Raw genomic sequence first — 14,167 nt, forward strand, 5'->3', positions numbered from 1 at the left:
TCTTCCCGGCTTCCATTGTCGTGCCTCAGGGCTTTATAACCGCCCATCCTTCTGCCTGACGGAGGATCAGTTCCCCGTTGCCGCTGGGCACTACCCCTATAAACGGATAGATCTGGGCTCTTTCAATTTTCCGCTCATGCAATGTATTGGCGCATTGCGCAACGATAACGCCGCGCTCCACCAGGCTTTTTAATGCGGCCTCATATTTACTCCCTTTAATGTAGGCATCGGTTCCGCCGCTAAACGCGATCAGCTCTGCCTGCAACTTCCCTTTCAGCCTTGGATCTTCCAGGGCATTATTAAGATTCCGCAGTACTTTTTCAATGATCTTGGGATCGCCGTTATCCATTTGATAAATCACATGGTATACTTTCTTTGTTGCCTGCGCGCCGGTGACGGCGCTGTTTTTCTTCTCTATCGGGGTCAGCCCCTGTGCAGTAACAGCCATAGCCAAGCTAATTGTAAAAGCAAGCAGTAAAATTTTCTTCATTGTATTTAATTTAAAAGTTTATGACAAACGCCGTTTAAATTTTGCAAAAAATGCTAAGCAACTGTAATCAAAAAACCGCATCAACGTTTTTTATTTATGCGGCACAGCAGCCTGCGCCAATTGTATCGGTCCATAAGGCCCATACTTGTGCTGATGCTCCGAAAAACTATCAACATAAGGACCATAGGGCATATCTACCGGCTTCTTACTTAAAACAGGCCAGTCGGCGCTTTGATCAAACTTCGGCCTTGGCTGGCTGTTAATAAAAGCCGCCACATCCCAGGCCTCCGCATCTGATAATTGCGGACTTTGATACGTGGTGCCCAGCGGCATATTATTTTTCACAAACCCGGCCATGCTCCCGATCCGGAATAAACCCGCGCCGTCATTAAAACTGTTTTGGCCCCATAGCGGCGGATATACAAAACCCGTTTCATCGGCAGTGCGCGCGCCCGCCCCGTCTGCTCCATGACAGCGCGCGCAATTAGCCTCATAAACAATGCGCCCTTTCAGGGGATCGGCCGCGCGATCCATTGGCTTCAGTTTTGCAAGAGAGGTACCTTTATAGATCTTTCCTTTGGGCACCCCTTCCCCCACCCATTTTATATAGGCATAAATGGCCTGCATTTCGGAAGAAGATTTATCCAGCGGTTTGCCATTCAGGCTTCTTTCAAAACAGTCATTGATCCGCATATAAATATCCTGTATCCCGTTATTACGTCCGCGGTAAAGCGGGTAGGTAGAAAAAACTTTGCCAAAGTTATTTCCAAAAGGAACGATCCCGCCATTCAGGTGGCAGTTCTGGCAGTTCATTCCATTGCTGATGGCAGCCACGGTCCCTTTGGGACCCAGGTAATGAGACGTGTTAGCAATTAACTGATAGCCGTAGGCAATTTCTTTTCCGGTTGCGGTATAATCGGGGATCTGATAATGATTCCATCCCCACCAGATGGTATCCTTAGCTGTTGGCAGCCCGCCGGCAACTGTCTTGTGTTGCTCCTCTTTTTTATCATTGCCTTTACACCCGTTCTCAAACAATACAATGACTGCCAGGGATGTGAAAATTAAAGCCGGAACCAGGAATACTCGCATCTTGTTTTTTATTTCTATCACAAATCTACGCACAAAACTATCGTTTAAGTTATCAAGAAAAGCAATTGGCTATAACTTCAGGTTATCGCAATTTTCTATAATATTCCTTGTCAAAAAGGGTGCTCATTCGTTTTATCCTTCCTGTTCCAGTTGTGCTTTATATTGCTGAACATTGGCTTTCACTGCATCGCCGACCGCCGGATATTCAATATCCTTATATTTTTTCAGGGTTTCCAGCAGGATATGGGCCACCAGATACCGGCAAATATCTTTATCATCTGCAGGTAATGCATACCAGGGCGCCCTGTCGGTACTGGTATGTTTTATGGCTTCTTCGTAGCAATGCATATAGTCATCCCACCGTTCCCGTTCAGCCAGATCACCCACTGAAAATTTCCATTGATGTTTTCCTTTCTCCAGGCGCCGGAGTAAACGATCTCTCTGTTCCTTTTTACTCAGGTGCAAGAAGAATTTAAACAGGATCGTGCCATTGTCCACCATGTGTTGCTCAAAATTATTGATCTGCTCAAAACGTTTTTTCCAGAAATTCTTTGGCAGATCGGCTACTGCAGTTATCCCAGGCATCCGTTCATTTAATAAATATTCCGGGTGCACACGTGTTACCAATACATTCTCATAATGCGTGCGGTTGAATACACCGAACTTTCCTTTCTCCGGCAATGCAATGGCATGCCTCCATAAATAGTTGTGCTGCAGTTCCAGGGTAGTAGGCGTCTTAAAACTGTTCACGACCACGCCCCGGACGTTAAATTCCTTAAACACTTCCCTAACCAGGCTGTCTTTACCCGCCGCATCCATCCCCTGTAAACAAACCAGCACTGCATATTTGTTATGCGCATACATTTTATCCTGCAGGGCGCTTAGCTCAACACGTATTTTTTTTAGCCGGCTCTTTGCTTCTTCCGGGCTTATTTCATCCCCGATGCTGGTTGGATAGTTATCAAGCTTAAAATCCTTCCGGGCGGCAAATAACTTTTTTGCGTTTTTTTTCATAAAGCGATCATTGATGATGGTTGAAGATAAAAAATATTTGTTAAGTTGCACGCAACGATACAAAGACTTTCCCGCGGCGATGCAGTGATGCAGCGGCACGCGCGCAAATACATTAAGGGTTTAAACTCTGTGAAAATCCGCGGAATCTGTGAGAAAAAAATGTGTGCGCTCTTTAAGTAAACAAAACTATTATGCTTCCACAGCATCCGCCGTCTTCCTGTTATTCCGCTTTAATAAAACGGCGTGCAAAACAAGCGTAAGACTTATGATGGTAAAGCCGAGGTAGAAACCCTGGTTTAAGGTTTTGTTTTCCTTGAGAATTACAAAGGCCATTAATATGCCATAAAGCGGCTCCAGGTTATACGATAAACTTACGGTAAAAGCAGACAGTTTTTTTAGCGCATTCATCGAAAACTGGAAGGCGATTACTGAACAGAACCAGGCCAATACCAGCAGCCATAAAAAATCAGTCAGCGACGGAAGCAGGGTAGCCACCGGAAAAACCTTCAGGTAAAACGGCATAATGGCAGACAAAGTGATCAATCCCCCCGTCATTTGCCAGGTTAATACCGTTTGCATATTGGTACGTTTCATCGAAAATTTGAGAAGAATGGGAAAAAGCGCCGCAAAAAAAGATGAAATAAAACCCAGTATAATTCCCAGTTTGAACCGTGCATCAAAATGAAAAATGAGGTAGATCCCGAACACAGAGCATATTCCCAGTAATAATTCTTCCTTTTTTATCGGCTGACGCGTGAGCAATGGCTCAAGAATGGCGGAAAAGAAACCGACGGCAGACAGGCAGACCAGGCCGATCGATACATTCCCATACTTAATAGAGGCGTAAAAGAGCACCCAATGGAGCGCAGAAACAAAACCGATCCCCCCGATCTTTAACGCCTCTTTTACAGGAATTTTTTCCAGTTTTCCGGTTACGCTCATCAGCACCCACAAGGTAACCGCGGTAATAAGCAGGCGGTACCAGACCAAAAGGCCGGCATTCAACGAAATGAGCTCTCCCAGGATGCCCGTAAACCCCGCCAGTAAAACCGCTATATGTAGTTGTAAAAATGCTTTTTTCATCCGGAGCGCAAGCTAATTAATTTACTTTGCCGGCAAGCATTCATTCCTGTATTTTTGTCAATAACAAGCGTTAGCAACTTACAATAAAAAAAATATTGATGAAAATAAAAGTGAGTTCGGAGATCGGGTTATTGAAAAAAGTATTGGTGCACAGCCCGGACAGTGGCATTGGCAAAGTGATTCCCTCAAAAGCTCAGGACTGGCTTTTTGAAGATATTGTGCACCTGGATACCATACGGAGAAAAGAGTACGATTATTATACCAAGCTCCTGCTGTACTTTTTAGATCCTTTGTTGATCAAAGGGAAATTAAAAACGGTTGACGCGCCAAAGAACAATTATGATTTTTTTAAACCTGGTAAAAAGGGCTTTCATAATTCTCAAAACGTTATAGAGATACAGGTGCTGCTATCGGATATTCTCAAGGACAGCGCCATCAAACAAAAGCTGGTCGCCTCCGTATGCGCTATTGAGAACTGCTCCTATAAAACCCAGGAGGTCTTATTGAAACAAGACGCGGAAGAGCTTGCAAAAATATTTATCAGTGGAACGGGGAATAACCTGGATATGTTATTCCCCCCCGTTCCCAATTTTATTTTTACAAGAGACATTGGGATTGTGATCAACGACCACATTTTACTGAACAAGCCGGCCAAAAAAGCCCGGCTACGCGAAGCCTTGCTGATGAAATATATTTTCTTTACCCATCCCTTATTTAAGGGGTATAAAGACAAGATCATTGAATTGGCCGATAGCCCGTACCATTTCCTGCTTCCCGTAGATGCAGACGAGTATAATGTTACCCTGGAAGGAGGTGACGTTATGGTAGTAAGCAGCAACCATGTTATCATAGGTATTAGTGAACGCACCAGCATGGCCGCGGCGCACCAGGTAGCTACCCAGCTTTTCAAAAAGAACATTGTTACAAAAGTTTCACTGGTGCAGATCCCCCGGAAAAGAGAATACATGCATATAGACACGATCTTTACGCAAATAAAAAAAGACATCTGGGTGATGCTCGGTTCTTTTTCAAAAAAGCGCACAAAGGCTGCATTGGGCGATGCCATTCTTAAAGCCATTGAAGAGCAGCAACCGGGAACGGCGACCAGCATTATACAATTTAGAAAAAATGATATAACGAAACCCGTCTATTTCGACAGCCTGGAAGACCTGCTGGTTGATATCAGTAAAAAAGACCTGAAGGTAAAAGGGAAAGTAAAGATCATTCATTCCGGAAATGATGAATTCCCCTTCGACCTGCGGGAGCAGTGGACCGATAGCTGCAACCTGCTGGCGCTAAAGGACGGTGTGGTTGTGGGTTACGACAGAAATGATAAAACCCTGGAAGCCTTCCGTAAAGAGGGTTTCAGCATTATTGACGTAAAAGAATTGTTACCGCAACTGGAAAACGGCACCCAAACAACCAACACGCTGAAAAATGTATTTATCACGATCCCCTCGGCAGAATTGTCGAGAGCCAGGGGGGGCTTCCATTGCATGAGCATGCCCCTGCTCCGCGACGACAACTAATTACCAGCAATAACAGAAAACCAAATGCAGACGACATCCCATTTACTAATGATACGGCCCATAGCCTTTGGGTTCAATAAAGAAACAGCCGTTAATAATTCCTTTCAGAAAGAAGGAACCGACTGGAACGTGAATGAAAAAGCACAACAGGAATTTGACCGGTTCGTTGAAGTATTGAGAGCGCAGGACATTAATGTACTGGTGATACAGGACCAGCCGCTACCCTACACCCCCGATGCCATCTTTCCCAACAACTGGATGTCGCTGCACAGCGACGGGCAAATGGTGCTGTACCCGATGTTTGCTCCCAACCGCCGTTCAGAACGTGGCAAAGGTGTTACCGATAAACTAAAGGAGCAGTTTACCGTGTACTCAACTATTGATCTTACAGGATACGAAAAAGAGAACCGCTTCCTGGAAGGCACGGGCAGCATGGTTTTGGACCGCGTGCATCAAATTGCTTACGCCTGCTTATCCCCCCGGACAGATAAAAAGGTATTGCTTGATTTTTGCGCGATGCTGGACTATAAACCGGTTTTGTTTCATGCGGTTGACAAAAGGGATGCGCCCATCTATCACACCAATGTAATGATGTGCATTGCCGATACTTTTGCGATCATTGCAGATGAAACGATCCGCGATCCGGCAGAACGCGCTTCAGTCTTACAAATGCTTAAAGAAGCCGGCAAGGAAATTATACCGATCAGCATTGCCCAGATGGAACAATTTGCCGGAAATGCCTTACAGGTAAAAAACAATAGCGGTGAACCTTTTTTGATCATGTCCGACAGCGCGTATCATTCATTGACCCCGGAACAAATTAAAGTTATTGAGACCTTTAACCCGATCCTTCACGCTCCTTTGAACACTATTGAGCAGAATGGCGGCGGCAGCGCGCGTTGTATGATAGCTGAGATCTTTCTGCCCCGGCATTAACCTTATGGTGGCTTACAAACTATCAATGGGATAAAGAGCAGCTCTCTTTTTTTTCTGGCTCTCCCGTTTCTTTGTATTAAATATCTTATTGCTCAGGGTAAATAAAACACCTCTTTCAGCGGAACAGACACCGGAGAATGGTCCGCATGGGTTTCCATAATATCCTTCATGTGATCCCACCATTTTTTCATCACGGGATGAGCAGGAAGCTGATCCAGGTTCGCCGGATCGGTTATCTTCATGGTCGCAAAAAGAATATTCGTTTCCCTATCCCAGAAAATAGAATAATCCGTTATACCCTGTTCTTTTAGCAGCGCACTCAATTCAGGCCAAATGGCTGCATGCCTTTTCTCATATTCCGATTCGAGGCCCTTAAAGAGTTTCATTTTAAATGCAAGTCGTTTCATATAATTATGTAGTGGTTTTGATTTTTGGAGCTAAATGCGGAACGCGAAACGCATAATGCCAAGCCCCGCGTAGACTATAAACTATTGTCCATTGTCTATTCACAATTCACTCCCCAGCCAGCCGATACACTTCCGTTCCCGCAAGCAGGAAACAGCCCAGTCCGTAGTCTTCAAAATCCGGTTTGCTATTATAGGTAACCGGCTGTCCGTCTTTAGGCTCTTTTCCCGTACCCTGCACATACCCCAATGAACCATCGGGGTGCACCGCGTCTTTAACCATTGCGTTCCATGCTTTGGTAAGCGCCGGCAGGTATTGCTTTTTGTCGAGGAGCCCGTTACGGACCCCCCAGGCAAACCCATAGGTGAACAATGCTGTCCCCGAAATTTCTTTCCCTCCAAAATGGTTCGTATCATGAAGGCTGACCGTCCACATACCGGTAGCCTGCTGACACTGCAATAAAGCGGCGCCCATATCCTTAAAGTCCTGCAGGTATTCTGCATAATGCGCATCTGTTTTGGGAAGGGCATTCAACACCCGTACCAGCGCTGCAAACACCCAGCCGTTGCCCCGGCTCCAATAACAGTTTGCTCCGTTCGGCTCCTTATAGGGTGGTACAAAATCTTTATCGCGCCACCACAGATGTTCTTCTTTATTATATAATCCCTTGCCGCCATGAACATTTTTCGTATAGGCATAGATCTGGTACATTTTATCAAAATAGCGGTGCTCCTTATAAAGCGCCCCCAGCTTTACATATACCGGCATTGCCATTTGTATGGCATCCACCCAACTCCAGTCATCGTTCTTATCAGACGCCACCATATTATCAATACTGGTTTTGATCGCTTTGATCCGCTCCGGCATTTTATCCAGTTTATAAAGATCGATATAAGTTTGCCCGCAACACTGATCGTCGGCATTCCTCGTGGTAATGCCGCTGCGCAGCCCCCATTGATGTTTCGTACCCCAGTCTACCGCATAATCATAGTAGCTTTTCTGCCGGTCGATGGTATACAGAGCCATCAACCCCTCATAATAAACGGCGCGGGTCCATATATTGCTCGGGCGCTCTTTATTGGTAACGATCGGCTTTCCCGGATCAGGCCACTTATTCATAAAGTAGGCATTGCACAGCCGCATTGTTTCGAGTATCTTTTTTTTGGATAAAGTACCTTGCGCATTGCCCGTAGTTGCGCTTAATAATAATACAAAAACCAACAATCGTTTCATAATTTTTTCATTTTGGATGCTGAACTCCGGTTATAAGTCACTGGTTACTGGTTACCCTATTGCCAATCAGAAATCGAATATTCGGCATCATCGCAACCCATTTACTATTAACCATTGACTATTCACTTCCTCCAACACAATGATACATATTAATCCCGTCCCCCGCATCCTGTAGTGTCCTGCATCCGGGGCAGGATTGTGCAGGATTGTTGGTTGGCTGGAAGTTTTATCTTTATTGCCGGCGATTGATCTTTATAAAAAGCGTATTCCTTTATACAATGAATTATTACCGATTATTTTTTTTGCTGCTCTTTTTAAATGGGGCAATAGCTGGTTTTGCACAGCCCGGAACTACAATTGACCGCAAAGCGCTGGTGGAGCGCCATACGATCAAAATAAATAAGGCCGATACACTGGCATCTTTATCGGTCGGCAATGGAGGTTTTGCTTTTACTGTTGATGTAACCGGCCTGCAATCCTTTCCCAACGCCTATGAAAAAGGCGTTCCGCTGGGAACAGAGAGCGAGTGGGGCTGGCATGCTTTTCCCAATGTAAACAACTATCAATTCAAAGACGCGCTAAAGACTTACCATTTAAACGGGCGGGATGTACCCTACGCCGTTGAATGGGGCGGTGGCCCTGAGGCAAATCGAAAAGCTGCAAACTATTTCCGGCAAAATGTGCACCGCCTGCAACTGGGGAATATCGGGCTGGAAATTTTAAAAAAAGATGGCACCCTGGCAACTCTGGCAGATATACAAAACATACACCAGGAGCTGAACCTATGGACCGGCGCCATCAAATCTTATTTTACTATTGAAAAGGTACCCGTCACTGTTTTTACTTACGGGCACCAGAAGCAGGATGCCATTGCGGTAAAGATCAACTCCCCTTTGCTGCAACAAAAAAGACTGCATATCCGCATCCGGCTGCCCTACCCCACCGGCAACTGGGCCGATATGGGTGATAACTGGAACAATGACGACAAGCACCATTCCGCTATTATTGCTAAAAAAAACAACAGCGCTATCATCGAACATAGTTTAGACACCACCACGTATTATCTTTCTGCATTGTGGAAGGGCAAAGCCACATTCATTCAGAAACAGGCACATTATTATTTGCTGCAACCTGCAGCCGCAGGCAGTTTTGAATGTAGCATCCGTTTTGACCAACAGCGCAATACCATACCCCCTCCCACTTTCAGCGCAACAGAACAAAACAGCGCGTTGCGCTGGCAACAATTCTGGACCAGCGGGGGCGCTATCGATTTTTCAGGCAGTACCGATCCCCGGGCGGCAGAACTGGAAAGAAGGATCGTATTGTCGCAATACCTTACAAAGATCCAGTGCGCCGGGGACTATCCGCCGCAGGAAACGGGTTTAACCTATAATAGCTGGTTCGGCAAACCCCATATGGAAATGCATTGGTGGCACGGTATTCATTTTGCATTATGGGGGCGACCCGAATTGCTGGAGAAAAGTTTATCCTGGTATGCACACAATTCCGCCGGCGCAAGGGCCATCGCACAGCGGCAGGGATACAAAGGTGTACGATGGCAAAAGATGACCGACAACGAAGGGCGTGAAAGCCCTTCCTCTGTAGGCGCTTTCCTTATCTGGCAACAACCGCATTTTATTTATTTTGCCGAGCTCTGTTATCGCTCCCGTCCCGGCAATGAACTGCTCAACAAATACAAAGACCTGGTCTTTGCTACGGCAGATTTCATGGCCTCATTTGCCGTATACGATTCAGTAAAACACCGCTATATTTTAGGCAAAGGGGTTATTCCCGCACAGGAGCGCTTTAAACCCGAACAAACCTTTAACCCCACCTACGAGCTGGTCTATTGGCATTGGGCATTAAGCACCGCTCAAAAATGGCGGGAACGGCTACACCTGCCGCGTGATAAACAATGGGACAAAGTGCTGCAAGGGTTATCACCCCTTCCCAAACAGGGGGATAAATACTTATTTACGGAAAGTGCCACGGATTCTTATACCAACCCTGAATTCAGAACGGATCATCCTTCGGTGTTCGGCGCATGGGGCATGTTGCCGTATACTTCCCTGATGGACAAGCAGACAATGCGGCACACATTTGACTGGATCTGGAACAACTGGACCTGGAGAAAAACATGGGGCTGGGATTTCCCGATGACTGCCATGACGGCCACCCGGCTGGGTTTGCCCGGCAAAGCTATTGATGCGTTGCTGATGAACATTCAAACGAATACCTACTTGCCCAACGGGCATAATTACCAGGACGGACGGCTGACTATTTACCTGCCGGGTAACGGAGGACTACTGGCTGCCATTGCCATGATGTGCGCGGGGTACGACCAGGCGACCACCCCCCTGCCAGGTATTCCCAAAAACGGGCAATGGAAGGTAAAAGTGGAAGGGCTCCGGAAAATGCCCTGATTGCACGTATTGTTTAGCCGGTAATGCTTGGAGACGACATCAATTCCCCAAAGACTATTCACTTTTGCCACTATAGCCTGAAAAGCGATGCGGCGCGGTGCTTGTTGCTTTCCGCTCCAATTAAAAAATATCAAAGAAGAACGAGTTCATCTGGGGCTGACTAAAAAGTCCTCATTGTCATGCCCCCGATAGCCATCCATATGCGTCAAGATAAGGAACACGATTCAGGCGCTGTAAGCGCCGCGTGTTTATAGTATTCATGATCCTCTACGCAACGCATCGGCTCTCCCGCCTCAGCGGGACCGTGTAAACACGGGCATCCTATGGGGCCTGAACAAATACCATTGCGATTGCTATAAACACAACGCTCCTAACGGTGCGGAAATGACTCAAAATACTGGTGTAGTTACAGTTCCGGCAGATTGAATGTCGTGCTTAGCTTGACGCGCATGCGATGGCCATCGGGATGATCCGGCGTCTAAATTTGCGAGTGCTTCTTAATAGATTCTGAAACAAGTTCAGAACGACAACGGGTTCTTAACGGGTTTTTTGGTCAGCCTCCCATCTTCTAATGTCTTTTGCGATAAACCGAAGGAAAATCAAATAAACCCGTGACAAAAAAAATACGTTCCGCAAACGTTTGCGCAGGACGGAGCAGGATGCATGATCGTTTTTACGAACGTACTTTAGATCCAACATTTTTTTTAATTCGTAATTGTAGCTATATGACACAGATGCTTAAATACAGACGTTTGTTCCTGCTTTTTATTTTCCTGCTTTTTTTAACCGCCCTGGTGCAGGCGCAGCACCCGGCAACCGTAACCGGGAAAGTAACAGACAATACCGGCCAGCCTATGGAGGGCGCCACCATCCAGGTAAAAGGGAGCGCCGCCACAACGATCAGCGATAAAGACGGTAATTTCAAAATAACTGTTCCTGCGCAGAATGCCGTTTTGCTTGTTACCAATGTTGGTTACGACGATCAACAGGTTTCAGTGGGTAAACAAACCCAGCTAACGGTTTCCATGAAAGCTTCCACCAACTCCATGAACGAAATTGTTGTGATCGGTTACGGAACTGCAAAACGCAGAGATGTAACCGGCGCAGTAAGTTCCATGAGCGGTAAGGGTATTGAAGAAAAACCCGTGACGCGTATCGACCAAGCAATGATCGGGCAACTGGCAGGGGTACAGGTGCAACAACAAACGGGGATGCCTGGTCAGGGATTGAGCATTGTGGTCAGGGGCACCGGCTCGGTATCCAGCGGAACGGAGCCTCTTTATGTTGTGGACGGTTTCCCGTTGGATGTAGTGGCCAAAAACTCTGCCGGAGGCTTTACCTCTAACCCCCTGAACAATTTAAACCCGGACGATATTGAATCCATACAGGTTTTAAAAGATGCCGCTGCCGCCGCCATATACGGATCGCGTGCGGCAAATGGGGTTGTAATGATCACCACAAAAAGAGGGCAGATCGGCAAGCCCAGGATCTCTGCAAATATTAATGGAGGATTCAGCCAGATCGCAAGAAAGCTCGACCTGCTGAGCGCGCAGGAATGGGTCGATATGGCAACCGAGCTTGCTAATGCCAAGTGGGTAGCATCGGGCACGGGCAGAACAGCCGATCAAACCAATGCTCAAAGAAGAACAATTTTAGGCTTGGCGCCAACCGCTAATAACTACACCTACATGACAGATGATCGCTGGACCCAACCCGGGCATCCCGGTTTAACTTACGTTGACTGGCAGGACAAGGTATTTAGAAAAGCGCCCTTCCAGAATTATCAGTTGTCCGCCAGCGGCGGTACAGAATCGGTACGGTATTATTTCTCGGGCTCCTATCTGAACCAGGATGGTGTGTTGCTGAACTCCGGTTACAAAAATTATTCAGGAAGGGCCAACCTGGAAGTAAATCCCAGCAAAAGATTAAAAATGGGACTGAACCTGGCCCCCTCTTATGCCGAGACCAGAACACCCGGTGCAGAGGGAAAAGATAATATCCTGATGAAAATGTATTCGATGGCACCGATCGCTGAAGACACCTCAGGTCTCGCAACCGGCGCCGGAAAAAATAGTGTTTATGGATGGAGCTCGTCTTCTGTAAGCCCGGTCGCCTATTTGAATAATACGATCAACTTTTCAAAAACCAACCGCATTCTTGCTTCTGTATATGCAGATCTGCAAATTATACCAGGATTGAATGCGCGTACAACCGTCAACTACGACGACCAGAATCTAAACAGGAAAACCTACACTTCTGATTATGTAGCGGGTAATATCACCAACTACCTGACGGCCCCGGGCAAGAGCTCCTCCGGCTCCTATAGCGGCAATAAAAAGCAGACATTTGTAAATGAAAATACCCTCAGCTACAACAAGACCTTTGGCGATCATTCGCTTTCAGCAGTGGGCGGTTTTACTTACAACTATGTGCATCTGGAAACCTTTACCATCAGCACCGCCGGAGGCTTCGCCAATGACATTGTAACCACGCTTAACGGAGCCATACCCAGCACCGCCGGTGTAACGGTAACCGGTAATACCACAGAGAGCAACAACTCCATGTTATCGTATTACGGAAGAGCCATCTACAATTATGCGGATAAATACATGTTGCAGGGTAGCATCCGCAGGGACGCGTCCTCCAGATTCGGTAAAGAATCCCGCTGGGGCACTTTCCCTGCGGCGGCGGCGTCCTGGCGTATCTCACAGGAACCCTTCATGAAGAATAGTTCATTGTTTAGCGACCTGAAACTACGGGCAAGCTGGGGCAAATCCGGCAGCTCCAATATCGGGGATTATGCCAACCAGCAAACCTTCTCCAATACCGCGTATAGTTTCGGCGGCTCTTCATCTGCCACCGCAGTCAGCGGCGTAACGATAAGCGGCTTATCCGACCCCAAATTACATTGGGAAACTTCAAACACTTATAACCTCGGCATTGATGCGTCATTTTTAAAAAACAGGATCAACCTGATCGTAGACGCCTACCAGAAGAAAACAACCGATCAGTTTTTAAGATTGCCGGTTCTGGCAACTTCCGGCTTTACCGCCATGCTAACCAATTTTGGAGCCGTAATGAACCAGGGCATTGAGTTTACTGTTAATTCGGTAAATATCCGCAAGGGCGATTTTCAATGGAGCACCAACGCCAATATCGCATTTAATAAAAACAAGGTAGTGGAACTAAATGGCGACGCCGCCGTAAATATTTCAGCAGCCTATAGCGGCAATCCTCCCTTTTTACTGGAAAAAGGTTTGCCGATGTTTTCCTATTATCTGATCAAATCAAACGGCATCCTGACGGCCGATGACGTTGCCAATCCTAAAGTGGCGAAACTAACCGGGGAAACCGTTGGTGACATCAAATACTATGACAAGAACAGCGATGGCATTATTGATGCCAATGACCGGGTTATTGCCGGTCAGCCTACACCAAAATATACCTGGGGATTCACCAATACGTTCCGATATAAGGGCTTTGACCTGAATATACAGGCCTACGGCCAGCACGGCGGATCCATTTACTCCTTCCTGGGACGTGCCATCGACAATCCTGCTAACGGACGGCAAACCACGTTGGGCGTATGGAGCGACCGGTGGACAGCCGATAACCAGAATTATAATGCCCCTCGCGGAAAAATCAGTTATAGCTATACGATCCCGCTGTTTACGACAGACTGGTTATACTCGTCTGATTTCTGGAGAATACAGAATATAACATTGGGATATAATTTAAAAAGTCTGATCAAGACAGGCGTCATGAGCGGCGCCCGTGTTTACGCAACGCTGCAGAATTATTTCGGAAAAGATAAATATAAGGGCGGCGGTAACCCCGAAGCACAAAACACTAACGTAAGCGGCGACAGCAATTTCCCCCTTCCGGGTGATTATGGATCGATGCCGCTGAATAAAACAGTCACTTTCGGGCTAAACCTTTCCTTCTAACTTTTTAAAATATAT

At 46.6% G+C, this 14,167-nt stretch carries 10 protein-coding genes; 4 read left to right on the forward strand and 6 right to left on the reverse strand.

Going from position 1 to position 14,167, the window contains the following annotated elements:
* Positions 1-25: 25 nt before the first annotated feature.
* From NIASO_RS07315 to NIASO_RS07330, 4 genes are all read right to left on the reverse strand, one after another.
* The gene (locus NIASO_RS07315) at positions 26-490 is read right to left on the reverse strand and encodes a DsrE family protein (RefSeq protein WP_008584779.1); all 465 of its coding nucleotides are present in this window, start codon (positions 488-490) and stop codon (positions 26-28) included.
* A 90-nt stretch (positions 491-580) separates the two neighbouring features.
* Entirely contained in the window at positions 581-1,582 is a 1,002-nt protein-coding gene (locus NIASO_RS07320) for a c-type cytochrome (protein ID WP_008584778.1), read from the reverse strand.
* Positions 1,583-1,714: 132 nt separating this feature from the next.
* Complete coding sequence (locus NIASO_RS07325) at positions 1,715-2,596, reverse strand: PPK2 family polyphosphate kinase (RefSeq protein ID WP_008584776.1); 882 nt, start codon at positions 2,594-2,596, stop codon at positions 1,715-1,717.
* Between the two features lie 189 nt (positions 2,597-2,785).
* A complete protein-coding gene (locus NIASO_RS07330; protein WP_008584775.1) occupies positions 2,786-3,679 on the reverse strand; it encodes a DMT family transporter in 894 nt (297 codons plus the stop codon).
* A 98-nt stretch (positions 3,680-3,777) separates the two neighbouring features.
* Between NIASO_RS07330 and NIASO_RS07335 the strand changes: the two genes are divergently transcribed.
* Both NIASO_RS07335 and ctlX read left to right on the forward strand, forming a co-directional pair.
* The gene (locus NIASO_RS07335) at positions 3,778-5,208 is read left to right on the forward strand and encodes an arginine deiminase family protein (protein ID WP_008584772.1); all 1,431 of its coding nucleotides are present in this window, start codon (positions 3,778-3,780) and stop codon (positions 5,206-5,208) included.
* 24 nt (positions 5,209-5,232) lie between these two features.
* Complete coding sequence (gene ctlX / locus NIASO_RS07340; RefSeq protein ID WP_008584771.1) at positions 5,233-6,144, forward strand: citrulline utilization hydrolase CtlX; 912 nt, start codon at positions 5,233-5,235, stop codon at positions 6,142-6,144.
* Positions 6,145-6,236: 92 nt separating this feature from the next.
* Here ctlX and rhaM read toward each other — a convergent pair whose 3' ends face one another.
* The gene (rhaM, locus tag NIASO_RS07345) at positions 6,237-6,551 is read right to left on the reverse strand and encodes an L-rhamnose mutarotase (RefSeq protein WP_008584769.1); all 315 of its coding nucleotides are present in this window, start codon (positions 6,549-6,551) and stop codon (positions 6,237-6,239) included.
* A gap of 106 nt (positions 6,552-6,657) precedes the next feature.
* Positions 6,658-7,782, reverse strand: a complete 1,125-nt coding sequence (locus NIASO_RS07350; RefSeq protein WP_008584767.1) for a glycoside hydrolase family 88/105 protein — start codon at positions 7,780-7,782, stop codon at positions 6,658-6,660.
* A gap of 278 nt (positions 7,783-8,060) precedes the next feature.
* Between NIASO_RS07350 and NIASO_RS07355 the strand changes: the two genes are divergently transcribed.
* Both NIASO_RS07355 and NIASO_RS07360 read left to right on the forward strand, forming a co-directional pair.
* Entirely contained in the window at positions 8,061-10,205 is a 2,145-nt protein-coding gene (locus NIASO_RS07355; protein ID WP_008584766.1) for a hypothetical protein, read from the forward strand.
* Positions 10,206-10,939: 734 nt separating this feature from the next.
* Positions 10,940-14,152: a SusC/RagA family TonB-linked outer membrane protein gene (locus NIASO_RS07360; protein WP_008584765.1), complete on the forward strand. Its 3,213-nt coding sequence runs from the start codon at positions 10,940-10,942 to the stop codon at positions 14,150-14,152.
* The last annotated feature ends 15 nt before the right edge of the window (positions 14,153-14,167 follow it).

This window comes from Niabella soli DSM 19437, assembly GCF_000243115.2.
Classification (GTDB): Bacteria; Bacteroidota; Bacteroidia; order Chitinophagales; family Chitinophagaceae; genus Niabella; species Niabella soli.